This is a genomic window from Acinetobacter sp., from assembly GCF_036666595.1.
GTDB lineage: Bacteria > Pseudomonadota > Gammaproteobacteria > Pseudomonadales > Moraxellaceae > Acinetobacter.
Map to the genome: position 1 here is coordinate 393338 of NZ_JAVWVO010000002.1, position 26578 is coordinate 419915.

Annotated in this window: 26 protein-coding genes; 15 read left to right on the plus strand and 11 right to left on the minus strand. The window is 40.2% G+C overall.

The genetic code is table 11. The features are described from left to right. Positions 1–2: 2 nt before the first annotated feature. Positions 3–620, plus strand: a complete 618-nt coding sequence (locus RR876_RS05100) for an ATP-binding cassette domain-containing protein (RefSeq protein ID WP_332476513.1) — start codon at positions 3–5, stop codon at positions 618–620. Between the two features lie 76 nt (positions 621–696). Here the strand turns inward: RR876_RS05100 and RR876_RS05105 are convergent, their stop codons facing one another. After that, on the minus strand, positions 697–1785 hold the full coding sequence (locus RR876_RS05105) for an AraC family transcriptional regulator (RefSeq protein ID WP_332476512.1): 1089 nt from the start codon (positions 1783–1785) through the stop codon (positions 697–699). Between the two features lie 156 nt (positions 1786–1941). On the opposite strand from RR876_RS05105, the gene RR876_RS05110 reads away from it, so the two are divergent. Both RR876_RS05110 and RR876_RS05115 read left to right on the plus strand, forming a co-directional pair. After that, positions 1942–3222 (plus strand): D-arabinono-1,4-lactone oxidase, encoded by a 1281-nt coding sequence (locus RR876_RS05110; protein ID WP_332476511.1) that lies wholly within the window; start codon positions 1942–1944, stop codon positions 3220–3222. Positions 3223–3401: 179 nt separating this feature from the next. Next, positions 3402–4565, plus strand: a complete 1164-nt coding sequence (locus RR876_RS05115; RefSeq protein ID WP_332476510.1) for an alanine racemase — start codon at positions 3402–3404, stop codon at positions 4563–4565. A 47-nt stretch (positions 4566–4612) separates the two neighbouring features. Here RR876_RS05115 and RR876_RS05120 read toward each other — a convergent pair whose 3' ends face one another. Together RR876_RS05120 and RR876_RS05125 are read right to left on the minus strand one after the other, a co-directional pair. After that, positions 4613–5854 (minus strand): outer membrane protein transport protein, encoded by a 1242-nt coding sequence (locus RR876_RS05120; protein ID WP_332476509.1) that lies wholly within the window; start codon positions 5852–5854, stop codon positions 4613–4615. Positions 5855–6278: 424 nt separating this feature from the next. After that, complete coding sequence (locus RR876_RS05125; RefSeq protein WP_332476508.1) at positions 6279–6692, minus strand: DUF962 domain-containing protein; 414 nt, start codon at positions 6690–6692, stop codon at positions 6279–6281. A gap of 67 nt (positions 6693–6759) precedes the next feature. On the opposite strand from RR876_RS05125, the gene RR876_RS05130 reads away from it, so the two are divergent. Both RR876_RS05130 and RR876_RS05135 read left to right on the plus strand, forming a co-directional pair. Continuing rightward, positions 6760–7584: an AraC family transcriptional regulator gene (locus tag RR876_RS05130; protein WP_332476507.1), complete on the plus strand. Its 825-nt coding sequence runs from the start codon at positions 6760–6762 to the stop codon at positions 7582–7584. Positions 7585–7749: 165 nt separating this feature from the next. Then, positions 7750–8526, plus strand: coding sequence for a class II aldolase/adducin family protein (locus RR876_RS05135; RefSeq protein WP_332476506.1), 777 nt, complete (start codon positions 7750–7752; stop codon positions 8524–8526). A 38-nt stretch (positions 8527–8564) separates the two neighbouring features. On the opposite strand, the gene RR876_RS05140 is transcribed toward RR876_RS05135, so the two are convergent. After that, positions 8565–9959, minus strand: coding sequence for a PLP-dependent aminotransferase family protein (locus tag RR876_RS05140; protein ID WP_332476505.1), 1395 nt, complete (start codon positions 9957–9959; stop codon positions 8565–8567). Between the two features lie 127 nt (positions 9960–10086). Here RR876_RS05140 and RR876_RS05145 point away from each other — a divergent pair, with 127 nt between their 5' ends. Then, the gene (locus tag RR876_RS05145; protein ID WP_332476504.1) at positions 10087–10947 is read left to right on the plus strand and encodes a DMT family transporter; all 861 of its coding nucleotides are present in this window, start codon (positions 10087–10089) and stop codon (positions 10945–10947) included. A 412-nt stretch (positions 10948–11359) separates the two neighbouring features. Then, complete coding sequence (locus RR876_RS05150; RefSeq protein WP_332476710.1) at positions 11360–13201, plus strand: monovalent cation:proton antiporter-2 (CPA2) family protein; 1842 nt, start codon at positions 11360–11362, stop codon at positions 13199–13201. 118 nt (positions 13202–13319) lie between these two features. On the opposite strand, the gene RR876_RS05155 is transcribed toward RR876_RS05150, so the two are convergent. Beyond that, a complete protein-coding gene (locus RR876_RS05155; RefSeq protein ID WP_332476503.1) occupies positions 13320–14897 on the minus strand; it encodes a sensor domain-containing diguanylate cyclase in 1578 nt (525 codons plus the stop codon). A 320-nt stretch (positions 14898–15217) separates the two neighbouring features. Between RR876_RS05155 and RR876_RS05160 the strand changes: the two genes are divergently transcribed. Beyond that, positions 15218–15397 carry a hypothetical protein gene (locus tag RR876_RS05160; RefSeq protein ID WP_332476502.1) on the plus strand — a complete coding sequence of 60 codons (180 nt, stop codon included), beginning with the start codon at positions 15218–15220 and terminating at the stop codon, positions 15395–15397. 155 nt (positions 15398–15552) lie between these two features. Here the strand turns inward: RR876_RS05160 and RR876_RS05165 are convergent, their stop codons facing one another. Both RR876_RS05165 and RR876_RS05170 read right to left on the minus strand, forming a co-directional pair. Further along, complete coding sequence (locus RR876_RS05165) at positions 15553–15783, minus strand: DUF2171 domain-containing protein (protein WP_332476501.1); 231 nt, start codon at positions 15781–15783, stop codon at positions 15553–15555. A gap of 183 nt (positions 15784–15966) precedes the next feature. Further along, on the minus strand, positions 15967–16509 hold the full coding sequence (locus RR876_RS05170; protein WP_332476500.1) for a DapH/DapD/GlmU-related protein: 543 nt from the start codon (positions 16507–16509) through the stop codon (positions 15967–15969). 515 nt (positions 16510–17024) lie between these two features. Between RR876_RS05170 and RR876_RS05175 the strand changes: the two genes are divergently transcribed. After that, positions 17025–17243: a hypothetical protein gene (locus RR876_RS05175; protein WP_004696033.1), complete on the plus strand. Its 219-nt coding sequence runs from the start codon at positions 17025–17027 to the stop codon at positions 17241–17243. A 336-nt stretch (positions 17244–17579) separates the two neighbouring features. On the opposite strand, the gene RR876_RS05180 is transcribed toward RR876_RS05175, so the two are convergent. Both RR876_RS05180 and RR876_RS05185 read right to left on the minus strand, forming a co-directional pair. Then, entirely contained in the window at positions 17580–18176 is a 597-nt protein-coding gene (locus RR876_RS05180; RefSeq protein WP_332476499.1) for a hypothetical protein, read from the minus strand. An 89-nt stretch (positions 18177–18265) separates the two neighbouring features. Continuing rightward, entirely contained in the window at positions 18266–18964 is a 699-nt protein-coding gene (locus RR876_RS05185; RefSeq protein WP_332476498.1) for an exonuclease domain-containing protein, read from the minus strand. Between the two features lie 491 nt (positions 18965–19455). On the opposite strand from RR876_RS05185, the gene RR876_RS05190 reads away from it, so the two are divergent. The 3 genes from RR876_RS05190 (at position 19456) to rnk (ending at position 22686) form a co-directional block, all read left to right on the plus strand. Next, positions 19456–20700 (plus strand): alpha/beta fold hydrolase, encoded by a 1245-nt coding sequence (locus RR876_RS05190; RefSeq protein ID WP_332476497.1) that lies wholly within the window; start codon positions 19456–19458, stop codon positions 20698–20700. Positions 20701–20856: 156 nt separating this feature from the next. Further along, positions 20857–22110 (plus strand): serine hydroxymethyltransferase, encoded by a 1254-nt coding sequence (gene glyA, locus RR876_RS05195; RefSeq protein WP_005400534.1) that lies wholly within the window; start codon positions 20857–20859, stop codon positions 22108–22110. A 171-nt stretch (positions 22111–22281) separates the two neighbouring features. Next, entirely contained in the window at positions 22282–22686 is a 405-nt protein-coding gene (gene rnk, locus RR876_RS05200; protein ID WP_332476495.1) for a nucleoside diphosphate kinase regulator, read from the plus strand. Between the two features lie 32 nt (positions 22687–22718). Here rnk and RR876_RS05205 read toward each other — a convergent pair whose 3' ends face one another. Both RR876_RS05205 and RR876_RS05210 read right to left on the minus strand, forming a co-directional pair. Then, a complete protein-coding gene (locus RR876_RS05205; RefSeq protein WP_332481832.1) occupies positions 22719–23036 on the minus strand; it encodes a hypothetical protein in 318 nt (105 codons plus the stop codon). A gap of 48 nt (positions 23037–23084) precedes the next feature. Then, complete coding sequence (locus RR876_RS05210; protein WP_332476493.1) at positions 23085–23384, minus strand: hypothetical protein; 300 nt, start codon at positions 23382–23384, stop codon at positions 23085–23087. Positions 23385–23545: 161 nt separating this feature from the next. On the opposite strand from RR876_RS05210, the gene RR876_RS05215 reads away from it, so the two are divergent. Genes RR876_RS05215 through RR876_RS05225 form a run of 3 tightly spaced genes read left to right on the plus strand, consistent with a single transcriptional unit; the run spans position 23546 to position 26447 of the window. Then, a complete protein-coding gene (locus tag RR876_RS05215; protein ID WP_332476492.1) occupies positions 23546–24334 on the plus strand; it encodes a tellurium resistance protein in 789 nt (262 codons plus the stop codon). Positions 24335–24353: 19 nt separating this feature from the next. Beyond that, positions 24354–25487 carry a toxic anion resistance protein gene (locus RR876_RS05220; RefSeq protein ID WP_332476491.1) on the plus strand — a complete coding sequence of 378 codons (1134 nt, stop codon included), beginning with the start codon at positions 24354–24356 and terminating at the stop codon, positions 25485–25487. 33 nt (positions 25488–25520) lie between these two features. Next, positions 25521–26447: a hypothetical protein gene (locus tag RR876_RS05225; RefSeq protein ID WP_332476490.1), complete on the plus strand. Its 927-nt coding sequence runs from the start codon at positions 25521–25523 to the stop codon at positions 26445–26447. Positions 26448–26578 lie beyond the last annotated feature (131 nt).

Here is a 26578-nt window from a genome sequence, read left to right on the forward strand (position 1 = left end):
CGATGATTGACTGTCATATTCAGTTAAATTTAGGCAAATTTAAACTCGATCAGACATTTTCATCTGAACATCATGTCGTTGGTTTATTTGGAGCGTCAGGCTCAGGAAAAACCAGTATTTTGCATGCCATTGCAGGACTCAACACTCCAGTCAATGGCTGGATTAAAATCAATCATCAGACATGGTTCGATGCTGAAAATAAGATCAATTTAAATGTACAGCAACGTCATGTTGGTTTGGTTTTTCAGGATGCACAACTGTTTCCACATATGACGGTGATGCAAAATTTATTGTTTGGCTATAAGCGCATTCGGCCTGAAAGCCGACGTTTTGATCCTGAATATATTATTGAACTGCTTAAACTTAATCATTTACTCAGTCGTATGCCGACGAAGCTTTCAGGTGGTGAAAAGCAGCGAGTTGCATTGGGTCGGGCACTGTTGTATTCGCCAAATTTATTATTATTAGATGAACCCTTATCTGCGTTAGACGCTGCACATAAACAGGAAATCCTTCCTTTTTTTCAAACCGTCCAACATGAAACCCATATCCCGATGTTGTATGTCAGCCATGATATAGATGAAATTAAGCAGCTGACCGAAGCAGTTTGGTTGCTTTAATCGAACACATTTCAGCTTCAACTTTTCAATAGAGAACGAATTAAAACAGAAAAAAGGCTTCCATATCAGCTTAGGATCATTCGGTGCCATTTTTATAAACAGATGGCGCTTGACCTGTCCAGCGTTTAAATGCCCGACGAAATTCACGTACTTCACTAAAACCTAAAGCTTGGCTAATGTCCCCAATGGAGAGATTATTTTCAAGCATCTGTTTCGCTTTTCGCTCTAACACGGTCTGTCGAATTTGCTGAAAACTAATGCCTTCTAGCAATAAGGAGCGTCGAAGATGACGCTCACTCATTTGTAAATAATCTGATGCGAGTTGCATATCAAAGCGCACAGGAAGGTGCTGATTGATGAGCTGTTCTAATAAGTATGCATATTGTGCACCATTGAGCTGATCAATTTCTTGCTGTGCACGTTCACAAATCTGGATGGCAGTTGCATAGTTGGCAGGGCTATAAGTTTTGAGTGGGCGCTCTAGCATACGTCGTTTAAATCGAATGACATTTCTGTCTGCATTAAACCGAATCGGACAGGGGATAATTTTTTGGTATTCGGCAAGATCCGTGGTCGGAGAATAACTCAGCTCTAACTGAATAATATCTTGATGATCGCCTAGCATGGCATTGAGGCAGGCCATGATGCTACTTAGCAGTTCATCACAGAAAAATATTTTGAGGTTTGTCGGTGTAATATTTTCGATGAACTCTAATTCAACGCTTTCCTCAGAAATTGTAAAGTTTAAGTTTAAAACACTGCCCGAAACTTGATGGTAACGCAGGGCAATCTCTAAGGCATCCGCTACAGTTTTACAGGATTGCATGGCAAAACCTAAAATACCCATTGAAATCAAGCCTTCACTACTGCCAATTTTTAAGCCTAAGCTAGGTTGCTGGCTCGAAACCAAGGCATTCTGAATAACATGACATAACTGAGTAAAACTCACATAACCATGTGCTTGCTGGATTTGATTGATATTCACACCTGAATGCTGAAACCACGTGCTGTAATCCCAATGCTGCTGTTCTGCATAATGCAGCAGTCCAGCCAATATTGTAGGTGGGATATATTGCCGTGTATGAACGGTGTAATTCGACTGTTTAGGCATAAGTCCGTTTTGCCCCCCTGAATAGCGATCATTCAACCCTTTTGGGTATCTCATAATTTTGTTTAACTTTCAATATGCCAAAGCGCAGATCAATTCCACATAGTGATGAAAGGAAAACCAAATGAAGCCAAAGGATTGGACAAAGCAAGAAAATCAAATGAGTCAGCTGAGTAAAGTATATTTACTGTGCGAATGTGGAGTGAATCATCCATGAAAACTCAAGAGACATATACCTGGTCGAACTGGTCAGGGTTTCAACAGGCTCATCCACAACACATTTTGCGCCCTGACAATGTATTGGAGTTACAGCATATTGTACAAAGTCACCCGAAAATACGGGTTGTGGGGGCAGGACATTCCTTTACCCCCCTAGTATGTACCAATGCGACTTTGGTGTCATTGAACCAAATTTCTGGTGTGTCCTCATCTGATACAGCGCACAGTCGGTGCAGTCTTTATGCAGGGACTCGATTGTACAATTTGGATCAGTATCTAGAACCCATCAATCAAGCTTTAATGAACCAAGGCGATATTGACCAGCAGAGCCTTGCGGGTGCTGTCTCAACAGGAACACATGGTACGGGTGCAGATTTGCACTGTATTTCAGCTTATGTGGAAGATTTTGAGTTATTAACTGCTTCAGGTGAAATTCTCAACTGTAGTCGCACCGAAAATCCAGAAATCTTTGCGGCAGGACGTGTTTCATTAGGTAGTTTGGGTATTTTGACCAAAATTACCATGCAAAATCGTCCGCGCTTTAAACTGAAGGAACACATTCAGCTTTGTACAGTAGCAGACATGATGCAGTTTATTCAGCAATGGAAGCATCAGCATCGACATATTGAATGTTTTGTTTTTTCACATGCTGAAAAACTGATGTTGAAAACCTTAGATGAAACAGATGAAGAGCCACAACCCCGTAAAGAAAGCTATCCGTCGGAGGATACGTTGTTAACGGTCTGCTCTGAGTTGATCAAAAACGTTCCGTCCTTGAATCCTTATGTGCAAAAACTGTTAGGAACATTTGTTAAACCAACAACGGCTGTGGATTGGTCGAGTAAAATATTTCCAACAGTACGTAATACCAAATTTAATGAAATGGAGTATCAGATTCCTGTCGATGGCGGTTTGGATTGCTTAGAAGAGGTATTAGCGGCATTGCGACAACATAAGGTTGCGACTTTTTTTCCGCTCGAGTTTCGTTTTGTCAAAGGGGATGATATTTGGATCAGCCCGTTTTATCAGCAAGACTCCATTTCGATATCGGTACATCAATATCATAAACAAGACCCACGATTAATTTTTGATATTGTGGAGCCTATTTTTCAGAAATATAAGGGACGGCCCCATTGGGGAAAAATGCACAGTATGACGGCAACGCAGCTTCGAAGTTTATATCCAAAGTGGGACGATTTTCTTGCATTGCGTCAGCAGCTGGACCCTGAGCGAAAGTTTTTGAATCCTTATGTAGAGCAGTTGTTTTTGGGATGATTAGTGGTGGGTAGGATATGGCCAAAGTGTAAGGCTGTACGTGATAGATAGGATGGTTAGTTAAGCGCAAGCCAGATCATGACTTGACCATATTTCAGGTTCATGGCTTTTAGCAATAGGTCATACGCTTAGTAAGCTGGTTTAAGTTGGCCGCTTTTATTCAGAACAGGACAAAAAGAATGTTGGATCATTATTTTAAAACACTCAATTCAGACTTGAAAACACAAGGGATTGCGACACCCCAACTGATTGTGGATGACGCTGCATTACAACAGAACCTCCAATATATTCAAACGAAGCTCATTCAGGCGGAACAGTTAAAACCGCGTTTAGTGGTTAAATCGTTGGCCAGCCTCGATTTACTCCAGCTGCTGTCGGAGAAATTGAATACACAGCGTTTTATGGTCTTTCATGTGCCACATATCCAGTTGATATTAGAAAATTTCACCGCAGTTGATCTGTTGTTGGGGAAGCCCATGCCTGCCCAGGCAGCTCGTGCTTTTTATGCACAAAACTCAGCGTGGACAAAGGCAAATATCCAATGGTTAATCGATACCAAAGAACGGCTGTTGCAATATTTAGAGATAGCCAAAGACTATGCCATAAGTCTGCAGGTGAATATTGAAATTGATGTGGGTTTACATCGGGGTGGGGTGCAGTCTGAAACGCAATTCGCTGAAATGTTAAGCGTGATTCAGAAATATCCACAATATTTAAAACTATCAGGCTTGATGGGCTACGATGCACATGTCACTAAAATACCATCAATCATCAAAAATCCAGATCAGGCCTATCAAGAATCGCAGCAGATTTATTTAAATTATCAAAAGGTCATTCAAATGCAGTTTCCAGCACTTTGGAACAGTGATCTTTGTTTTAATGGTGGGGGTAGTCCGACTTTTACTTTTCATGTCTCAGAGAGCGTTTGTAATGATCTGTCTTTTGGTTCGATGCTGCTTAAACCCAGCGACTTTGAAAGTGAATCATTGAAGCCTTTACAGCCAGCATTATGGATTGCGACTCCGGTGTTGAAAGTTCTGCCTTTTGCACAGTTACCTGCAATGTCTTTATTGAATAAATTACCGCATAAATCGAAAGCACTGTTTATTTATGGTGGCTATTGGCTGGCGGATTATGTTTATCCCCATCAGTGCCGTCCGCATCTATTGTATGGGCGGAGCAGTAATCAAGAGTTGGTCAATATTCCTAAGGATTGCGATATTCAAGTGGATGACTTTGTGTTTTTAAGACCCACACAAAGTGAAGCGATTCTTCCTCAGTTTTCAGAATTAAAACTGTATAAACAGCATGCTTTTGAAACATGGCAAACTTTTCGAGAATAATAAAAGCCACTCAATCGGGTGGCTTTTATTTTATGGACTTCATAAAGTTAGAATCGATAACCCATTTTTAAACCATAGGCGATGGCGCTACTATTCTTAAAATCTGCTTGCTCTGCTGTGGATTGAATACCAGATATAGGCAGATGGTAAGTTCCATCTTCTGCAACAACATCACCGAGCCAAAAATATTTGATTCCACCTGCAATAAAGTAATGGGGTGTAGGGTTAAATTGTGCACCGAAACCAAGTCCCCAAGAGCCTTTTGTTGGGTTTAAATTAGATGCAGGATCACCTGTGCCAGAGTCCCAGCTGATTTCTGTTGATGCACTCCATTTTGGGGTGAATTGGTGTCCAATCCCTAGTGTTGTTGTCCACTGATCGTGCTGGTAGCTGTCTAAATCAAAGCCATCGACATAAGTACCGTCACTGATGATCGAAGAGATGTATTCGGTCAAAGCACCAAACTGGGTCGGGCGAATTTTAAACTCTTTCCAGTTAACCCAGCGCAGATTGGCATAGGCGAGGGTATTTGAAGCGATCCCTGTTTGAATATCGAGATTGACGGATTGTGGCGTAGAAATTTTTGTTTTCTGTGGAAGTGTAGCTTCTAAAGGTTCACCAAAGACCGTTTCCGTGACTTGCAGCTTATGATCGATTTTAGAACGATAGGTGATGGCTGCTTTTAAGGCAATCTCCGGCTTTTGATAACTTAAACCTGTTAACCAACCCACTGCATGGTCTTCTTTAAATTTCGCATCATATCCATTAAAAAGAGGGCCATAGGCATTTCCTCGGAGTGAGACATCACCTTCTACCGATTGATAAACTGCACCGCCGTAAAGTTGAAAGTTTATGAATGGACTGATACCGAGAAGCATACTGATATTGTGGGTATCCACGTTTACAGAAGTGCCTTGTTGGCTGAACTCATTATCTGAAAATGTATTATTGGATTGCAGCGGATAGTGAATGTCGGCACCGAATGGTTGATCGTACAAAAGGCCAAAACTGACGTCTTCGGTTAGCTGTAGTTTTAAGGCGGCGTTGTAATATTGAAAGCTATTTCCCATATTACCAGTATTGAGATTCGTCACATCACTGACTAAATCTGGTCGGTTGCGAATTTTCCCCGAAATGTCTGGATCTACGCTGGCAATGCTGGCTTCAGCATAATGTCCTGTTTCTAAAAAGGGCAGAATCGACTGGCCGGATTGATCCAGAGCGGATGCATGGATCAAGCTGCAAGAGGATATTCCAAATACGCCAATCACCAATAGGCTGAGTTTCATGTAAATCGTCCTTGAGAATTTTTTGACTTGTAATCGCTATTGTTTGTCTTCTTGGCACTATGTTTTAGTGTGGAGTAACTTGATAAAAGTCACTCAGCCTTTAAAACAGTGGTGTCCAAGCTCAAGTTAATCACTGAAAAGAATTGGAGAGTAGGGTTGTAATTGAGCATTCAAGGGGGGATTTTCGGTCAAAAGTAAGGACTTATTTTATAAATTGAGCCAGTGAGAAATGAGTGCCTTGCATTAGAGTAGATGATGACGCCGTATATAGTGACGTTGATGCAGCCTAAGTAGATGGCTTGGTTGGATGTGATTAAGGAGTGTCGCTCTTATAGAGAGTTTGTGGTGCATAACCTTAGCACTAATCGTCAGATTTCGATCAAACGGACTGCCCTATAAATATATAAGACAGTCGCATTTTTATTTACCAATCGACGCGTTTTAATAAAATATCTTTATACATTTTAAAGTCACAAACGAAACTGTAAAACGGATAGGTAAATGTGGCTGGTTTGTTATGTTCAAAAAAGAAATGACCGACCCAAGCAAATCCATAACCCACCACAGGCAAAGCCCAGAGTAGTTTTGCATTTTTGGTCATCGCTGCAGCCGCAGTAATCCCGATCACACAGGTGGTTCCCACAAAGTGTAAACGTCGACAAGTAGGGTCTTCATGTTGAGAAAGATAGAAGGGATAGAATTCTTTTAAGGTTTTATAACGACCATCACTTCCTTTAATTTGCACAGCAGGGCTTGCAACCAATGCAGAAGAAAGATGAGCATTATTCACCAAATCTTGCATATTGTTTTTAATTTGGGTTTGGGTATTCTGTAACATGTCCTACTCCTTTAGTGTTTATCAGGCGTAGTTTTAAACAGCAAACCAAAGATGGTCTTGAACGAATATGCTATCGCAAAGCAAGGATGGGAGTTTAGGGTTAGTGCATCAAAGTAAAATTTACACTTGGGATGGTGTCATTTTGTATGTGACTCATGAGCAGTTGAATAATGCCCATGCCCATTTTCCAGCACTTTTACAAATTGGCTTGGGAACACCTTTTGCGATCACTTTAGACGACCAAGTACGTCGTTATCACGATATTGTGGTGATGGCACCCAATGTGATGCACAGTACTGATTCAGAACATCAGCCTTATTTTGCGCTCATGATTGATCCTGATCATGCACTTTATGGACATTTGTATCCATTGCTGAATGGCGAACAAATTTGTTCTTTACCTGCCGCTTGTCTCGCTGCGTTTCATTCACAGTTTCAAAAGTTGATCGCTGGGCAACTCACTCCTGATGAAGCTAAACAATTGGTCTTAGCACTACTGTCGACGTTAAACCCAAATCCGTTGCAGGTATTGCCATGGGATGCCCGCGTTTTACAAGCCTGTCGTTATATTCAACAACTCTTACCTCAGCAGATTCCTACAGTAGCTCAGGTTGCTGCATATACGGGACTGTCTGAGTCGAGGCTGATGCACTTGTTTAGCCAACAACTAGGGATTTCCATGCGGCGCTACATTCTTTGGTTGCGTATCCGCTATGCCATCAAACTCTGGGCAGCAGGTCGGAGTTTGATTGATATTGCCTTGGAAGCGGGTTTTGCCGATCAGGCGCATTTCACTCGGACTCTACGCAGTATGGCTGATTTTGCACCCTCTATGCTGAAAGGAAAAACCATCTTCGTGAATGAGTCCATTAAAACACCATCTAGGTCATAGCGTGTTAAGTTGCTTGATAGCACACGGAAATAGCAGAATCATTCAAGACAGGTTTCGCTATTTTACGAAGAATCAGTTTATGTTGAGAGAAGGACTTAAGCAGGGTTGAGCTTTTTCCTTCAAGCTCAATGTCAACTTTATGGATAGAGATAATAGGGATAACAAATGACCAGTTTACATGCGATGAAAAGTCTAAAAGATGTCGTGTCCGAGAAAGAATGGGATGCGCGTTGTCAGCTTGCGGGGTTGTACCGTCTAATTGCACATTTCCGCATGACCGATTTAATTGATACGCATATTAGTCTACGCGTACCCGACGAAGACGGTCATTTTCTGATTAATCAATATGGCATTCCCTTTGAAAAAATGACGGCTTCGCATTTGGTTAAAATTGATTATGCAGGCAATATTATTGCGGATTATGATCAGGGGAAATTGGTCAATACCGCAGGTTTTGTGATTCACTCTGCGATCCATGATGCACTCAAAGATGTGCACTGCGTGATTCATACGCATACCGCAGATGGCATTGCAGTGTCTGCACAAAAACAGGGTTTATTGCCTTTGTCTCAGCATGCTTTAAAGTTTTATAACAAAGTCAGCTATCACGAATATGAAGGGGTAGCGTTATTGACCGAAGAGCGTGAGCGTCTCGTGAAAGACTTGGGGCACAACCGAGTCATGATTTTACGTAATCATGGTTTGCTATCGACAGGGGATTCAATTCAACGTGCTTTTCACGAGATCTATTTCCTTGAACGCGCATGCCAAGCGCAGATTAAGGCGATGGCGGGAGGAGCAGAGCTTCATCTTCCGTCTGAAGCTGTACGTCAACATACGGCTCAACAGTTTGAAAGTGAATTGATTGAAATGGTGATGCTGAAAGCATGGAATGCCGCGCTTTCTTTAATTGAGCATCAACGCGACGAGTATTGTTCATAAGCCATTCAACTAGAAAGATATTGAAGTAGAGGCTTTTATTATGTTGAGTTTTGCTGTTGAGCGAACACATTTTTGAGCGTTTCGAAAATACGCGGATCTGCCGATTGTGCGACATTGAAGCGTAAGAAATTCTGTGCATTTAAGGATTGGCTAAACGCATTTCCTGGTGCTAAAACAACGCCGTGTTTTAAACACTCTCGCGCAATGAGCGCAGCATCGAAACCGTCGGGAAGTTTACACCAGAGGAATATGCCCGCTTGTGGGACCAGCCACGGTTGAATATTCAAAGCTTCGAGCTGAGTGATGACCTTTTGCATTTCATGGGCAAGGCGTAAGCGCACCGTTTCCATATGCTTACGATATCCACTGTCTTTTAAAGCAATCAGCACCATATCGGCGGCAAGTCGGCCGCCACCAAAAGACGTGGCGATCTTTAAATCGGTTAGATTTTCAATCCACTCATTTTTGGCCACGATATAGCCACAGCGCAAAGAGGCTGAAATCGTTTTTGAAAAACTACTAACTTGAATGACACGATTGAGTCCATCAAAAGCAGCCAGTCTTGGGGCAGGGGTATGTTCAAAGTCGGCAAAAATATCATCTTCCACAATGACTAAATTGGTTTGATCGACCAGTTTAAGTAAGCGATGCGCCGTAACGGGAGAAAGCACTGCGCCAGTTGGGTTGTGTATGCCTGAGTTGGTGATATACAGCCGTGGTGAGTGTTCAGCTAAAACAGACTGAAAGATCTCCAAATCTGGGCCATGGGGGGTATACGGTACACTCACAATATTGATGCGATGAGCTTTGAGTAGGGCATGAAAATTAAAATAGCAGGGGTCATCGACAATGACAGTATCGCCAGCTTCTAATAAAAAACGACAGATCAAATCAATTGCTTGTGTGCCAGACTCGGTGAGCATGATGTGTTCAGGAGAAGCTTCAACGCCAATATGAGTTAAACGACGAGAGATTAATTGTCGCAGTTCAGGATGTCCTGCTGGTGTTGCATATTCCACCAGTTCTAAGCTATCTGCTTTTGCCATGCTCCGCAGAGCACGTCGAACACCTGTCTCATATAACCATTCGGGTGGTAACCAGCCGCAACCCGGTTTGAGTGTGCTGTGATCTGTATCCAAGGCTTGTCGAGAGACCCATAAAGGATCGACCTCTCTATCGAGCTTAGGCCCCATTTGGGCTAAAGCCAGTGGTGCGACGGGGCCAGACACATAAAAGCCTGATCCGGGTTTAGAAAGAATGATGCCTTCGGCCATTAAACGTTCATAGGCTTCGACAACGGTTGAAACAGAGACCTGCAATGTACGTGCTTGTTGGCGTACAGAGGGAAGGCGATGACTGGGGAGATAGGTACGTGAGCTAATTTTGAGTTTAATTTCATCCATGACTGCATCAATTCGAGTTTGGCTGCGCATTCCATTCCTCCTAAACTGTATGGGTTTTTTATACATAACAGTTTTTATTTATTGTATTGGATTGTATCTCGATTCAAACATGTGGTCTATGTTCAACTTGAGCGATTAACGATAAGAGAATCAGGCCATGAAACAGGCAACCAGCGGCTGGGTAAACGGATTAATCGGTGTCGCTATTTTTGCGGGTTCTTTGCCTGCAACACGGGTCGCCGTTGCAGATTTTAGCCCCATCTTTTTAACCAGTGCACGGGCCACAATTGCAGCGCTATTAGGATTGTTTTTTCTGGTGTTACTTCGCCAAGCACGCCCGGCCGCTGCAAACATACCTGCACTTTCGGTCAGTGCATTGGGCGTGGTCATCGGATTTCCACTCTTAACCGCTTTGGCTCTACAGCATGTAAGTTCTGCACATTCCATTGTTTTCTTAGGATTATTACCTATCAGTACTGCAATTTTTGCAGTTCTACGCGGAGGTGAACGGCCCAAGCCACTTTTTTGGTTGTTTTCAGTGCTGGGAGCCATTTTTGTAGCAGGCTATGCTGCACTTGGAGAGACGAGTACTGCATGGAAAGGTGATTTATACATGTTGGCAGCAATTATTCTATGCGGACTAGGCTATGCAGAAGGAGCAAAACTTTCACGAACATTGGGCGGTTGGCAAGTCATTAGTTGGGCTTTACTGCTCTCGTTACCTGTGATGTTGCCGATCGCATTATTGAGCATGCCTATGTCATTTCAGCATGTCAGTCCAGCGGCATGGATAGGACTGGCTTATGTTTCTGTCTTTAGTATGTTGCTGGGTTTTGTGTTTTGGTATCGAGGATTAGCACAAGGTGGTATTGCCTCTGTTGGTCAACTGCAATTATTCCAACCCTTTATGGGACTTGCACTGGCCGCACTATTACTACATGAAAGCGTGAGTTGGATGATGTTGGTCGTCACTTTGGCAGCCATTATCTGTGTGGCTGGGGCGAGAAAATATGCTTGAACATATGACGTCCAATTTTATTTTGATGGAGTAAAAATTCCGAATGTCATCTCTATATCATCATAGATACAATTCATCTTTGACGATAGAATCTTACTAAACACTATTGTTAAGTACCTATCTTTTATAAAAATCTGGTCTTGATTATCTTCTGTTCATAAGTAGTGATGTGTTTTTTATTCCTCGAATAAAATCTTGCTGTATAGCAACAATGCTGTATATAGTTTTAAACATAGATAGGTCAAGCGATGCTTAAATTCGCAGCATGTTGAGTGTTGATGATAAGTCTTCGGAAATCGAGAACGAAAAGATCACCGATGAGACGTCCTCTCCGTACAGGCGAGACCTTAGTGAATAAAATTAAAATAGCGTGAAAATGGCATGGATTGCCAACAACCAAGATGGGAACAAGATGAGTGCAGAAGTAGATTCACTAGGACTGGTTGGGCCTGTTGTACTGTTGAGTGCAGCGGTCATTGCCGTCCCTATTTTTAAACGTATTGGTCTAGGTTCGATATTAGGCTACTTAATTGCTGGATTGATTATTGGGCCGTTTGGTTTTGCCTTTTTTAACAATCCGACAGCCATCTTACATATTGCTGAACTCGGCATCGTGATGTACCTCTTTATCATCGGATTGGAGATGCAGCCTTCGCACTTATGGAGTTTGCGGAAAGAGATTTTTGGCTTGGGCAGTTTGCAAATCCTTATTTCGGTCATTGCCTTAACGGGTATGGGCATGTTGTTTGGCTTTAGCTGGAAAATAGCGTTCATTGGTGCTGCGGGCTTTGTTCTGACGTCGACTGCGATAGTGATGCAACTGTTAAATGATCGTGGAGAGCTGCATCAACGACGTGGTCAAAAGATCGTGGCGATCTTATTGTTTGAAGACTTATTGATCGTTCCCTTATTGGCATTGGTTGCATTTATGGCACCCAATCAAGCAGCGGAAAGCTCATCTATCGATTTACAAGGGATTGGTATTGGACTGTTGGCCATCGCTGGATTAATTGTTGCAGGGCATTGGTTACTCAATCCATTATTTAAAATTTTAGCTGCTGCTAAAGCGCGTGAAGTGATGACTGCTGCGGCATTGTTGGTGGTATTGGGTGCGGCATTACTGATGCAACTCAGTGGTTTATCCATGGCACTGGGTGCATTTCTAGCAGGAGTGTTACTGTCCGAATCGACTTTCCGTCACCAAATTGAAGCGGATATTGAACCCTTCCGCAGCTTATTACTCGGCTTATTCTTCTTGGGCGTCGGGATGTCTTTGGACTTGGCAGTGGTCAGGCAAAATTGGCCACTGATTGTCAGTGGTGTAATTGCGTTGATGTTGACCAAAGCACTGATGATTTATGTAGTCGCACGTTTGACCAAGAGTAATCATCCCGAAGCTTTAGAGCGAGCCTTACTGATGGCGCAGGGGGGCGAGTTTGCTTTTGTATTGTTTAGTGCTGCGACGACAGCTCAAATTATTGACAATACCATCAAGTCGAATTTAACCGCGATTGTCGTATTGTCTATGGTGTTGACGCCAATCATTGGGGTGTTGTTTAAACGCTTTACCCTTGAACAGAATGAAAGTTCACTCGATCAGGTCAGGGTTGCTGATGGCTTAACGGGTAAAGTGCTGATGATTGGTTTTGGTCGCTTTGGTCAAGTGGCCAGTCAGCTGTTATTGGCACGTAGTGTGGATGTGACGATTATTGATAATGACGTCAACATGATCCAAAATGCAGAAAAATTTGGTTTTGATGTCTACTATGGCGATGGATGTCGTTTAGATATTTTACATGCTTCAGGGGCAGATACCGCAGAAGCAATTTTAGTCTGTGTCGACCACAAAGAAACGATTAATAAAATTGTAGAATTAGTGAATGCTGAATTTCCTTTGGCTAAGTTGATTGTTCGTTCCTATGACCGTGAACACGCGCTGTATTTGTCTAAGCAAAATGTGAGCCTGATGGTTCGAGAAACCTTTGAGTCTGCATTGGCTTTAGGTCAAATGGCCTTGCAGCAACTGGGTGCAAATCAGGATGAAATTCAGCAGGTGAGTGATGATATCCGAGCTTTAGATAATCAACGTTTTGAAACCGAAGTTGCCGCTGATGATGTCAAAGCGGGCATAGGTATACAATATACGCAGCGCAACCCACGACCTACTGCACCCTTGATTAAGCCACAACATACGGGGCAGTTGTTAAATGATGCAGAACTAGAAAAACAGAGTGAACTAGATGATAGAACTTAAAAAATATGAGTTTATCATCTTGAATGAAAAGGGCCATTTTAGGCCTTTTCATTTTTGAACAGATGGATCTGAAAGTACTGAAGGATTTGGCTTAATTTTATATTTAATGAAAGTTATATCAGTCCGATGATGTCGAACGGATACAATTTCGACCATCATTCTTGGCTTGATAGAGTTTTTGATCTGCCAATTTAATTACATCTTGAATATTTTCTGAGTCTTGAGGCCACGAGGCGATACCAATTGAAACCGTGATCGTGCCAATTGGGTCAATATAGCTTTGTGCTACTGTTTTACGAAGTCGTTCAGCTGCTATATAGGCAATCTTTGGATCTTCGTGCACCACAAAGACAATAAATTCTTCTCCACCGACACGGCAGCACACATCATGTTGACGAAAGTTACTTTTCATATGAGAAGCCAACTTTTTCAACACGTGATCACCTTGATCATGCCCATAGCTATCATTAACCGCTTTAAAGTGATCAATGTCCAATGTCAGTACCGAAAAAGGTGTATTGGTTGCTTCTAATTCATTTAAAAACAGTTTCATACCGCGGCGGTTATAAAGTCCTGTCAGCGGATCGGTGTTCACGTGTTGTTTAAGCTCCGCAATTTCATCTTTAAAATGTTTGGAGCTGAGCAAGAGAGCGGTGCGAAAGCGTAAAGCCTCAAAATACCATGGATCGATATTTTTAATGTCTTGATCAATATTTGGGCGAGTTAACATACTGGCCATTTGTGCAAGCTTATTGAGTGGAGACGAAATCCAGTAAGAAAGCTTCCATACAAAAATGAACAAAAGCAAATAGAAGCCGAGCATAGCCAGTGTTACTTTAACGATGATCGAATTGGCTTGGCTTAATAATTCTAAGGTTGGTTGTTGTGACACCACAATCCAATTCACGCTTGGAATTGCCGCAAATCCTACTAGATTTTCGATCCCTTTGCTATTGACCAGTGCAATCTTGCCTGTGGGGTGGGAGGTAATATATTGCATTCCGGTATTATTTTTTAATGAATCTCCAAGGCGGGTTTTATCTGGATGGAAGATGATCTTGTTTTTATTATCAACAACATAAGTATAGCTTTTCTTATAAGAATATGTGGTGGCTAACAGTTCACTCACCAAGTTTTCTTTATTTAAATAAATCGAACCCGTCACGATACCGAGGAATTCATTTTTACGATTAAAAATAGGCTGGGCAATCAGCACAATTAAATTGTTTGACAAGCCTTTGTATGGAGAGGAAATATAAGTCTTTTTGAGCTTTAACGCTTCGGTAATACCTGGAGTTCTATATTGTTTTTTTGGATCAACATGTATGGTCTGGGGTGAATACTCCAAAATAAAAGCATTCTTATCGATAATCGTGATGGAGTTAAATTTTTGTGATTGACCTTTAAGACGTGTAACTTCAGATTTTAAAACCTGCTGATTGGAAAAATCTTGACCAACAATTTGAGCGCTATAGCGTAGTTCACTCAACATACTTTCAAAATATTTATCGGTACTAAATGCAATTTTTGAGGCATAGCGTTGATTGGCAGCTAAAGAGTTTTCGGTTAACTGTTCTTTGATGACATAGTTCAATACAAAAATTGAAATTAGAAACAAGCTTGAGACACAGCCAATAATTAAAATCAAAATAAGTTTTTGTAAATCTAAACGATGAAAAACAGATTTCTTGATCACTCATGCCCCCAAGACAAGAACGGATTTTTAAAGTTTTGTTGTGATGCCTATAGAAGCTCAATTCTCATGATTGAAATTAATCCGGGTGAAAATTGATCGAATTTACTTGCTGGTATTTTCTAAGTATAGAGAAACTTCAGATTAATATATATGTAATTTTTCTATAAAAATTACATTAGTTTTCATTAAGATAATATGAATAGCACACAATAGCGCATAATTAATCAAAAGCACTATTAAAGTTTAATGAAAACAACATTAAATTGACATGCCTAAACGCAATAATGAGCTCTTTCTTATTTTAACCATTGGAGAAAAACATGCATGTCTTTGGCATTGCATTGATTACTTTATTATCATTCATCGGGTTAGGGGCACTTGTTACAGGCTTCGTTGTGGGTGAAACATTCTTTATCGTGATTGGATTACTTTTATTTATTATGGCTTTCTTGGTTTGGTTAAGTATTAAAGATAAAGTTTCAAATCCTTTTAAAGATTAAGAATATTGTCATTGAGTGATTTTTATACTTTTGCTATAGGTCAATATTCATCAAGCTTAGCTAGATGGATGTAGATGATGTGCTGTGTATCTCCTTAGTGTGTATATCATATGCAGTACCAGCCCAAAGGCTGGTAGCTTGGCAGTTTTTTGGGTCTAGGCCTCAATCCAATTATCTTTAATTTCTTGGGCATCTTTGCTTAACATGACCTGATCTTCTCGAATTTCTCTCACCCATGCACTCGGGATAATATGGTGTTTGCCATCGCCATGTTTGGTCAGTTTGATCTCTTTACCTTCTATATGGTCAACAACTCCAACTTTAGTGCCACATGCGGCAATTACACTAGAATGTTCTTTAATGTCTGAAATATTGATAGTGGTCATGATGTACCTCTATTTTACTCATAGAACAAAAACGAAGATTTACCCTAACCTAATTTCTCCTATTCATCGGCATTTGAAATACAATAGCCACATATTATGTCTTAAAATTTACGGAGTATAAAATTTGTTAATTTTTATTTCACTCATAGAGCACTAAATTGATTAAATTATGCTGATGTTGTTTTATTTTCCATTTAGCCAGCGTTTATTTACTGAATTTCCAGCATTATTATAATGAATGACTTTTGCATAATTACCTACAGCTGTTGCATTATCAGGAATATCTTTGGTGACCACACTACCTGCACCGATGGTGGTGTTATCGCCAATTTTAACATGGTCGATAATACAGACATTTGGGCCAATATATACATTGTCGCCAATTACAGCGGCCTGACGACCGCCATTGGCACCAATCGTTGTAAACTGAGAAAGGTTGACATTGTTTCCAATCACAGTCGTTGGGTTGACAATCAAAGGTCCCCCATGACCGATGAACAAGCCATAGCCAATTTTTGTGGTGCAGTGGATATCGATCCCGTATTTCTTTTTCTTATAATAAAAAATAGGGTAGGCCAGTTTGCCGATCCACGATTTTGAAGCCGAAAGACGTAACCAAACGCTAAAGTTAAAACCACGATTAAACAAATAAGTTTTGAGAAATGAACTTAATTTCGTATTGCCACAATACCGATATAAATCACTCAAAATCAATTGAACTAACATGGAAAAAAACTCATAAGCTGAATGCGCGATTTTACTTGATTTAACGCTGAGATGTTATCTCGATTTTGCCTTTCAGTATGGTCTCTTATTTTTAAAAAATATCAATTGGCTTTTATTTGTACAGTTGTTTCGAAATGTCATAGGCTCTTGTCGAGAGTGAAAAATGCTTTTATATTGTACTTACAGTAGGTCGATAACTAAGACGCTACGATGTAGTTGGACGGATCAATGACAGCTCGTTGAGTTTGGAACGAAATGTTCAAACAATAAATCAGCACTAGCCTTCCAACATAGAAAAGCTCGCAGCAATGCGAGCTTTTTTTATGTAAAAAATATATGACTATGTATCTCGGTTGTTAAGCATATTTGATTTAAGTTTATGATTTATAGTCCTGATTTTGAAAATATTTATATAAATTAACATTGCGATAAATTCTAACAACTCGAAGGGCGGTGTTGGAAAAAACTTGTGCTATAAGATTAAGCAGAGCTAAAAAAAGAAAAGGAAAATGACCATGACTCAGCTTGTAGATGTAAAGGTAAAAGACCAATATAGCCAAACGTATAATGTAAAGGCCCAGTTAAGGCAAGTACCTGAAAACTCCGAAGCAGAACGTTTGGATTTGTTTAAACGAATTGAACATATCGTTGTTGATGGTGAAGTGATTTTACCGAGTATTGAACTGTTATTTGAAAGTCGGCAAACGGAAAATATATACCGAGTTGTTGATTAATCCCTATTGAAAAAAGCCCATGTTTACATGGGTTTTTTATGGGCGATCTATATCAAGTTAAGTTAGCCCATCGAAGAATATAAGGGATAAATTTTTTGAGCGATTATATTGAAGGTCATAAAATAAAATCAGCATATCACTTCACATATAGTCCTTATTTATCAAGCTGTTTGATGAATAGTTCGAGTAACCATTGTGCCAAAGTCTGAAAAAGTCGATGAAAGACATTAAGATTTATTGCCTGAATAATAAAACAATAGATTGCTAACCAAACTCGTAGTCTTTAAATCTTAACTAAGACCGAAAAAGACTCAATTATCCATTCAGTTTATTTCTTTAAGCTGCCTGCAAACGCAACAGTGAATGATTGATTTGTTGTAAGTGTTGATTGAGTGCTGTGGGTTCTATTCGACTTTCCTGTAACGTTGTAATCCATTGCATTTGGCAGCGTTTGAGACTGTGTAAGTCTGTCGCCGATTGAATTTGAAGAATGAGTTGTTTTGCCATTAAGCCACAATAACGTTGTAATAAGCTCATCATCAAATCGCGTGTTTCTTCAAAGCTATAAGCTTTAAGTGGTGGGGCTGGGCTTTGTGTAGGAGCAGGTGGTGCAGGAGTCTGCGCTGTGCTGTCTAAATCTATTGGATTGACGCTATTTTGACTATTTTCTAGTAGTGAGGCAGGTGGTTGAGATTCGGATAGAGGCTCTATTGGGCTAGAGACGTGAGCTGTTTGTGTGGAATGAATTAAACCCAATTCAATTAATTGTTCGAGGATTTCAGGCGTTGCGATGCGTTGTTTGAACTGGTCAGCCAATTGTTCAAAATCTTCTGTACCAATTAAAACCAAAAGTCGTCTTTGACGCGCATTGAGTGGGATATGACGTTGTTGTAGAGCATCTAAACCCAATGCTGTTTTTTGATAATGATTCATACCTTAATTTACTCCCCCGAACAAATAAATTAAGGCTGAACATACAGGGTGAAAATTACAACAATATTAAGAATTTATGACAATACATTTTACAGTGTTTTAATGCTCGTATTTTCTAAAGCTTTACGTAAGTACGGATCGAGTTCATCTTGACGCATTAACCACTGAATATAGTCAGCAGGGAGTTCGGCAATCGCTGTTCCGCGATGCTTGCCAAAATTAATGACTCGCGGAATACGAGCATCTTCAGAGACAGCAAATAATTGCTCCATGCTGTTTATTTTTAATTGATGAACCACATGCATTAAAATATTGGCCGTTAAAATAATATCCATATCGGCACGATGAGCCTTTTTAATCATTTCACGGGCTTTTTCACTGCCTTTTGAAATCATATAAATGAGTGCTGAAATGTTGTGGGCTTCAGCATCAGGCCAGACCAAACGTGCAAGGGCGAGTGTACAAATCGCTTTAATATGAGAAGTTTCGACACCACATTTTTCGATAGCACGAATATCATAATCAATATTATGACCAATGATGTACTGCGTTTCGGCAGGGAGTTTAAAGGTCGTATAGTGAGGCTTCCCAACGAGGTCTGACTCTAAAATATGATGCACAGCCATCGCTGCGAATGAGATCGGTTCATCGGCGGTATAGAGCTGATCAAATACTTGGCTTTTGTCTAGGCTTAATTTGCCATTTGCAATTTCAATCGGTGCATATGCAATCTCAATAGGTTGACCATTTAAGGTATGGGTTTCTGTGTCGAGAATAATGGCTTGCATGTGCATATCCGAAAATTAAAAGCTAAATAAATTTATCATTTTCAAGACTATCAAGACAGCCCACGACAGCTGGATTTGTGGTTTATTTGCTTATTTTGTGCGGTGATGTTGTTTAAATCATCTGGTGAGCCTAGGTGATTAGAGATCAGGCTTTATTGAGTAAGGGGAAGTCAGGAGTGGATTGATCAATGCATTTAGGCAGATTGAAAGGAAAATGATTGCTTAAAATAAAAATAATTCTTTGGGATTCAGCTCAAACAAAGACTAGGAGAGTGTTCAGCACCTGAATGCAGTTGTAGGATCAGGCTTTATTTTAAACTCCAAACTACTAGTTTTTATAACAATGGTGAGTGCACATTTGCAGACAATGTTCACTTTGTATCATTCTCGTAAATGGTCTTGCCATGTGTCATTTTGAGGCGTAAATCATTAATGTATTCAAGTGATTTGAATCGTTACAACAATAAAAAATGTCATTAAGGAATTTTAAGATGAAAAAACATATATTGGCCGTGTTCGTCAGTAGTTCTGTGCTTGTTTTAACAGCCTGTGGAGGAGAGGATGGCGGTTCAACTTCTGTTGGTGTAGATGACGGGATTCCTAAAAACAATATTGTTAATCCAGTCGTAACTACACCAACAGCATATACAGCTACAGATATGTCAGCTACCGCTGCTGAAAGTGTGATCATGACTTATAAAATGCTGGGTCAGGACAATAAAGAAACTCGCGCAACAGCATTGCTTTTTACCCCTAAAACAGTAGCTCCCGCGAAAGGTTGGCCAATAGTGGTGTGGGCACATGGTACTACTGGTGTTGCTGATATTTGCGCGCCAAGTAAATCTTCTATGGATCCCGATGTAAAATCGATGATTAATGATTTGCTTAGCGCGGGATATGTCGTTGTTGCTCCTGATTACGAAGGACTAGGAGAGCCAAGTGGTACAGAAGCCCATCCTTATCTTAATTTAAAAAGTGAAGCTTTTTCGATTACAGATGCTGTAGTTGCAACACGTGACTACTTAACTAAGCAAGGTAAATCGGTTTCAAAAAACTGGGTGACGGTTGGACACTCACAGGGTGGTCATGCTGCTTTAGGTGCTGGTGAATATCAAAGTCGCGCGCAGTTAGATTATAAAGGGACAGTTGCGATTGCACCTGCGTCTAATTTAAAAACGATCTTTCAAGCGGGTGCTGCAAGTGTTGCAAATTTGCCAGCAACTCAACAGGTAGCTACTTATACTTCACTGAATACCTATGCTGCACTCATCACCTCAGGTATGCAGAATCCGCCCAATATAACTTTGTACGGGCAAGTGTTTGAGTCTGAAGCTGCCCGTATTGCACGAACAGCTGAATCGGCATGTTCAGGAACCGTTTTGGTAAATTATTATACGGAAATGAATATTTTTGCGAATACATATAACACATTAAATGGATATTACCCAAAAGTAGGATTTCTTGATGTGCCAGTCATAAAAAACTTTTTAGATAACACATCGCAGCCTTTGAAGGTCAAACAAACAGCGCCAATTATTATGTATCAAGGCACCAATGACACGACTGTTCCAAGAGCGATAACGAATATTTTATATGCTGGTGCGTCTCAAGCTGGAAACAATATTCGTTATGTGACTGATGACAGTGAAACGACGAAATGGACCCATACCACATCGTTTAGTGAAAATATCGATGATATTGTTGATGATGTCAAAACTCTCATGCCAATTCAGTAATTTGCTTTGACCCAAATCGCTCATGGAGTTCTGCTTCATGAGCGATTTTTTATTTAAAACTGCGTAAAGTTCGTTCTCGAAATTTATAAACTTCATGCTACAATACGCGCCAATCTTAGCACGGCTTAAAAGCCCTAATTTCATAGGACCTCGCTAATGTTTGCCAATATCTCAATTGCTGAATTTGATCCAGAAATCGCGCAAGCAATCACAAATGAAGATGCTCGCCAAGAAGCGCACATCGAACTGATTGCTTCTGAAAACTATTGCTCTCCAGCAGTAATGGAAGCACAAGGTTCAAAACTTACAAACAAATATGCTGAAGGCTACCCAGGCAAACGCTACTACGGCGGTTGTGAATATGTAGACGTGATTGAACAATTAGCGATTGACCGTGCTAAAGAGCTTTTCGGTGCAGATTACGCAAACGTTCAACCACACGCGGGTTCACAAGCAAACTCTGCTGTTTACTTAGCCCTTCTTAACCCAGGCGACACTGTTTTGGGTATGAGTTTGGCTCACGGTGGTCACTTGACTCACGGTGCGAAAGTAAGTTTTTCTGGTAAAACATATAACGCAATTCAGTACGGTTTAAACCCTGAAACTGGCGAGATTGATTACGAAGAAGTTGAACGTTTAGCAATTGAGCACAAGCCACGTATGATCGTAGCTGGTTTCTCTGCTTATAGCCAAATTGTAGATTGGCAGCGTTTCCGTGACATCGCGGATAAAGTTGGTGCTTACCTATTTGTAGATATGGCTCACGTTGCTGGTCTAGTTGCTGCTGGTGTTTACCCAAGCCCAGTTCAAATTGCTGACGTAACAACAACCACTACACACAAAACACTTCGTGGCCCACGTTCAGGTTTAATCCTTGCGAAAGCAAACGAAGAAATTGAGAAAAAATTACAATCAGCGGTATTCCCTGGTAACCAAGGTGGTCCATTGGTTCATGCTGTAGCGGCTAAAGCAATTTGCTTTAAAGAAGCAATGGCTCCTGAATACAAAGTTTACCAACAACAAGTGGTGAAGAACGCTCAAGCAATGGCTGAAGTTCTGATTGCTCGTGGTTATGACATCGTTTCTGGTGGTACAGAAAACCACTTGTTCTTGTTATCTCTTATTAAGCAAGATGTAACAGGTAAAGAAGCAGATGCATGGTTAGGTGCAGCTCATATTACTGTGAACAAAAATGCTGTACCAAATGACCCACGCTCACCGTTTGTGACTTCTGGTATCCGTATTGGTACACCAGCTGTGACGACTCGTGGTTTCGGCGAAGCTGAAGTGCGTGAACTTGCTGGCTGGATCGCTGATATCTTAGACAGCAAAGGTGATGAAGCTGTGATTAACGCTGTTAAAGCGAAAGTTGAAGCTGTTTGTGCGAAATTTCCTGTTTACGCAAACTAAGTTCTGACTTGAGAAAGCCCCCTCAAGGGGGCTTTTTTTATAGCATTAAAAAATCAAAAATCAGTTGAAATGTAATTTAGACTGCATTTCTGATATAACAGAAGTTATAGGCTAATAAATTATTTTTAATAAGAATTTTATTCATACCGTATTCAAATAGGAATGCAGCACATGGCAAACCCAGCAATTATCATTTCTGAGCAGGATCTTCATCGTTTAGAAACGATGTTAGAACATCAGCCTAAACTTACACCGACCATGCAGTTGCTTGAAGAAGAATTGGCCCGCGCCGATGTTGTTGCTCCACAAGATATGCCTGCCAATGTGGTAACGATGAATGCAAAAGTTTTACTGACCATTGCACCATCTAAGGAAGCATCTGAAATTACCTTGGTTTATCCGCATGATTTTAAAGGCGAGAAGGGACAGGTCAATGTTGTAGCCCCAATTGGTGCAGCAATTCTGGGCTTAGCAGAAGGTCAAGAAATTGAATGGCCGCAGCCAGATGGTCAAATGATGAAAGTCAAAATTGAAAAAGTGGTTTATCAACCTGAGCGTGAAGGCGATTATTTATAATGTCTAAACATCCCATTTTAAAGCCATGTTGATCATGGCTTTTTTATGACTTCAAATATGCGTTTTCTAAAATAAATGACTGTAATACAAAAGAAAACAAAAAAATAGAGTGCTGATTGATTGCGATTTTTAATTTCATCTAGATAGAGTTGTTTATATTGTTGATAGGCTTGTTCATAGCCGAAAATCTTTTTCCCATTTACATTTAATGCATACAAAATATCTTGATGGCTTTTTAGATAAGTGATGGGTTGCCCTGTCCAAGCGGTAATATCTAAAGGGAACTGCATTGCATCGAAAAGCCATTGGCAAGTATGAAAATAGCGAATTGGCAAATTCATTTTTTTCATTGGATTTTTCGGGGCTGTGTCGGAGGAGGTTTTAAGTGGTGCGTCTGGTCAACGATCACACCAAACCGTTTGAATTCGACCTTGGTTCTGGCTAAAGATACCGACCAAAAAGTGCGTTTTCCCCAAGCTGTTTAAGTTATAGGGTGCTTGATTTTTTTGATAAAGTTGGACGGCTGTTTCATTCCCTAGCAGTGTGCCACTCACTTGTTGTAATTGGCTCGGATCATGCTCTAAAAATGTTTCGTGAATGTGTTTTGCTTTATAGTGCGCACCAACACTGATAAGTAAGGTTAATGCAATGCAGAAACCTAAACTATAACGAATGATGTGCTGAAGGCGAATGATCATAATTCTAAATAGATATCATTTTGTGGGAAACAGAAGCGATGATTAGCCAGATCAAGATAAAAGGTTTTCACAGCATTTTTGCAAAAATCTACATGTTATTTGACATAAAAGCTGTACTATAAAAATGATTTTATTCAATTTCTTTATTGGGTTAAAGCACTATGGCACAAATTGACGTTCTTGTTCCTTTAAGGGATATACCAGTCAATTCAGATGAACTTTTAAGTATCCAGCGTAATGATTTGGTTCCGTTGCTGAACGATCAATATCGTCTTAATCATTATGCAGATAGTGTCATTCAAGCACAGTCTGTGTTGCTTAACGGGATAGACCCGCAGCTCACTTTACAGTTGAGTCAAACTATTGAGCAACTGATCCAGTCATTGGCTGACTCAAAAAAATACCTGAAAAAGCGTAAATTTAATGGGCTGCAAAAGTGGCTGGGAATTGATATTGAATATGGTTCGACCCAAGTTGAGTACTATAAAAAACTGGATCAGCTGTTGGATCGAGCTAATCATCTCAGTCAGAAATTACAAATCGAAATTCAAAAGTCGCAAGCACGTTATCAGCAGCTTACTGGTTTACGTGAGCAAATGGCCAAATATATATCTGCGGCTGAAGCATTTTTACTGGAATATCCTAAATTTGTGAAGAATGCACATCCTTTAGATAACTTTGCAGAACGTTTATCGAAGAAAATAAATAGCTTACAAACTTTGCAAAGCAGTAATGATATTGCAATTACTCAAATGCAATTGTCTCAGCAGCTTTCATTGAGTTTGTTAGATCGTTTTAAAGAAGCACAGCAGGTCTTGATCCCAGCATGGCAATATCATGTCAAACAATCGCAGCAATCAAGCTCGACAATTGAACTGGAAAAGCTCGATAATAGCCGTGAAAAATTGATTCATACCTTAAAAAAATCACTACAGAAACCAACACTTTAAGAAATAGATTAGGTGAATTATGACCAACTCAGAACAAAACAGTCTTGTGGTAGAGCCAACCACCGAAGTGATTGAACATAAGTTTCAACAGTTAAATTTGCAAGAAATTGGTTTGCAACAAGATGACTTCAATGCGGTCTTGGCAGCACGGAAAGAGTTGGCAGAAATCAACCATAACGCCGTAGCGGAGTATGGTAAAAATATTGCGACACAAACCTCTGGATATACAGATGAATTGCTTAATTTGGTTCAAAATAAGGACTTGGATGAAACAGGGCAAAAGCTGAATCAGGTGGTACAAGTCGCACAACAACTCAATACCTCAAGTATCTTAAATAAAAAGAAAAATTCAGGTTTCTTCGGTGGTTTGATGAACAAAATTAAAGGGGCAAAGAATAATATTGATATGCACTTTAATACCACCAAAGAGCAGATTGATACTTTGGTGAAAGAAATTGAGAAATCGCAGTCTGGTTTAAAAGCACGTGTTGATACACTAGATCGGATGTTTAATGGTGTGCAAAGTGAATATAAACAGCTGGGTGTCTATATCGCAGCAGGTAAGTTGAAACAGGATGAAATTCAGCAGGAAATCTCAACGCTGACTTCGCAGGCACAAGATCAAACCACGACGCAGAGAGTTTACGACCTCAATCATTTAGCCAATAATTTGGAAAAACGCGTGAGTGATTTGCAGGTTTTACAACAATCAGCCATGCAAACATTACCGATGATTCGTATTATCCAGTCTAATAATTTGATGTTGGTCGATAAGTTTTATGCCATTAAAAACATCACATTGCCTGCATGGAAAAACCAAATTAGTTTGGCGATTTCTTTAAATGAGCAGAAGAATAGTGTGCAGTTGGCCAATACCATTGACGATGCGACCAATGACTTATTGAAGCGCAATGCTGATTTGTTACATCAAAACTCAGTAGATACAGCGAAAGCAAATCAACGTTCAGTGATTGATATTGAGACGCTTGAACATGTACAAAACACCCTCATTAAAACAGTAAATGATGTGATTCAAATACAAAAAGAAGGGATGCAGAAACGTGCGGAAGCAACCACACGGTTGCGTAGTTTGCAGGACAATTTGAATCAATTGGTTTTAGACTCGAGTTCTAATCGTACGACACCATCTTAATGCCGAGTTGGGTGGTCGATAGAGGAGAAGCATTTGCCTTCCTTAGATGAGTATGTTGTTCAGCCTCAGCACATTGAACAAGGCGTGGTTGCACTTAAACAACGTCAACGTAAACTGAGTTTATGGTGTATGTTGAGTGCTGCCTTGTTTATTGCCTCGAGCATTAGTTATTTTCTACAACCTGATTTTGTCTATAGTTTTTTTGGACTGAGCACTGAAATACAGCAACTGCATATGCCCATGAGTGTCGATGAAAATCTCGCATCACTAGGACATCAGCCAGATTATTTTCTGAATTTGCTGTCATGGTTTGGTTGGCTTGTGCTCAAGATCATGGTGTCTTTTGTTGGTGCATTCGTACTGGTGCACTATGCACGGAAAATTCATTTTTTCTATGTACGTTTTCAATCTTTTATACTGAAGTTTGTGGCATGGCTGATTGCCTTTATTCTGCTTTGGTCAGGTCTGACCTATGTGCAATATGATTTAAAAGATGATGAAAGCGAGGCTTTTCACCGAATCGTACACTACGATAAAAACATTCAGCAAAGTGAAATAGCGCAGTATTTGCAGCAGTCGAAAATACAAATACCTGTAAAACATTATTTGCTTGCGCAGACGGCATTGTTACACCAACCTGTCGATAAAAATGCAGCAATTCCGCATGTGCTTGCTCTGGTCCAAGCAGAAAAAAATGATTCACATTTTATTGAATATGGGTTTAAGCCTGAACAGTTATGGACGATGCAACATCAACTCTATGGCAAAACACTCACGCCGATGGCTGAAAGTGTAGAAAAACAAGTTCAGCAAGCAGCGCAGTTTACTACGGTCATGCAGTTCTTTTCGCTTATCTTGATGTTACTGATGGCAGTGCTGAGTCTTGTGTTGTTTGGTCTAACGCGTCAGTTAAAAGCCAGAACTTTAAGAATTGAACAGCGAATGCAGAGTGAATCTTAAGCTTTTACTTCATTTAAAGTCCTGCGTTTAGTGGGACTTTTTATGATGAATATATTTAAATCTATAAAACCGATTATTAAAATAAAAACAAACTGTTTTATCTATTTTTAGATTTACTCTATGATTCTTCT

Bases quoted from the DNA above. Each gene is read 5' to 3' on its own strand.
- RR876_RS05190 (WP_332476497.1), top strand. From the start codon at position 19,456: ATGAAAAAACATATATTGGCCGTGTTCGTCAGTAGTTCTGTGCTTGTT.
- RR876_RS05185 (WP_332476498.1), bottom strand. From the start codon at position 18,964: ATGCAAGCCATTATTCTCGACACAGAAACCCATACCTTAAATGGTCAA.
- RR876_RS05115 (WP_332476510.1), top strand. From the start codon at position 3,402: ATGTTGGATCATTATTTTAAAACACTCAATTCAGACTTGAAAACACAA.
- RR876_RS05125 (WP_332476508.1), bottom strand. From the start codon at position 6,692: ATGTTACAGAATACCCAAACCCAAATTAAAAACAATATGCAAGATTTG.
- RR876_RS05135 (WP_332476506.1), top strand. From the start codon at position 7,750: ATGACCAGTTTACATGCGATGAAAAGTCTAAAAGATGTCGTGTCCGAG.
- glyA (WP_005400534.1), top strand. From the start codon at position 20,857: ATGTTTGCCAATATCTCAATTGCTGAATTTGATCCAGAAATCGCGCAA.
- RR876_RS05160 (WP_332476502.1), top strand. From the start codon at position 15,218: ATGCATGTCTTTGGCATTGCATTGATTACTTTATTATCATTCATCGGG.
- RR876_RS05175 (WP_004696033.1), top strand. From the start codon at position 17,025: ATGACTCAGCTTGTAGATGTAAAGGTAAAAGACCAATATAGCCAAACG.
- RR876_RS05215 (WP_332476492.1), top strand. From the start codon at position 23,546: ATGGCACAAATTGACGTTCTTGTTCCTTTAAGGGATATACCAGTCAAT.
- RR876_RS05105 (WP_332476512.1), bottom strand. From the start codon at position 1,785: ATGAGATACCCAAAAGGGTTGAATGATCGCTATTCAGGGGGGCAAAAC.
- RR876_RS05220 (WP_332476491.1), top strand. From the start codon at position 24,354: ATGACCAACTCAGAACAAAACAGTCTTGTGGTAGAGCCAACCACCGAA.
- rnk (WP_332476495.1), top strand. From the start codon at position 22,282: ATGGCAAACCCAGCAATTATCATTTCTGAGCAGGATCTTCATCGTTTA.
- RR876_RS05110 (WP_332476511.1), top strand. From the start codon at position 1,942: ATGAAAACTCAAGAGACATATACCTGGTCGAACTGGTCAGGGTTTCAA.
- RR876_RS05100 (WP_332476513.1), top strand. From the start codon at position 3: ATGATTGACTGTCATATTCAGTTAAATTTAGGCAAATTTAAACTCGAT.
- RR876_RS05150 (WP_332476710.1), top strand. From the start codon at position 11,360: ATGAGTGCAGAAGTAGATTCACTAGGACTGGTTGGGCCTGTTGTACTG.
- RR876_RS05170 (WP_332476500.1), bottom strand. From the start codon at position 16,509: ATGTTAGTTCAATTGATTTTGAGTGATTTATATCGGTATTGTGGCAAT.
- RR876_RS05145 (WP_332476504.1), top strand. From the start codon at position 10,087: ATGAAACAGGCAACCAGCGGCTGGGTAAACGGATTAATCGGTGTCGCT.
- RR876_RS05180 (WP_332476499.1), bottom strand. From the start codon at position 18,176: ATGAATCATTATCAAAAAACAGCATTGGGTTTAGATGCTCTACAACAA.
- RR876_RS05130 (WP_332476507.1), top strand. From the start codon at position 6,760: ATGCTATCGCAAAGCAAGGATGGGAGTTTAGGGTTAGTGCATCAAAGT.
- RR876_RS05120 (WP_332476509.1), bottom strand. From the start codon at position 5,854: ATGAAACTCAGCCTATTGGTGATTGGCGTATTTGGAATATCCTCTTGC.
- RR876_RS05205 (WP_332481832.1), bottom strand. From the start codon at position 23,036: ATGAAAAAAATGAATTTGCCAATTCGCTATTTTCATACTTGCCAATGG.
- RR876_RS05165 (WP_332476501.1), bottom strand. From the start codon at position 15,783: ATGACCACTATCAATATTTCAGACATTAAAGAACATTCTAGTGTAATT.
- RR876_RS05140 (WP_332476505.1), bottom strand. From the start codon at position 9,959: ATGCGCAGCCAAACTCGAATTGATGCAGTCATGGATGAAATTAAACTC.
- RR876_RS05210 (WP_332476493.1), bottom strand. From the start codon at position 23,384: ATGATCATTCGCCTTCAGCACATCATTCGTTATAGTTTAGGTTTCTGC.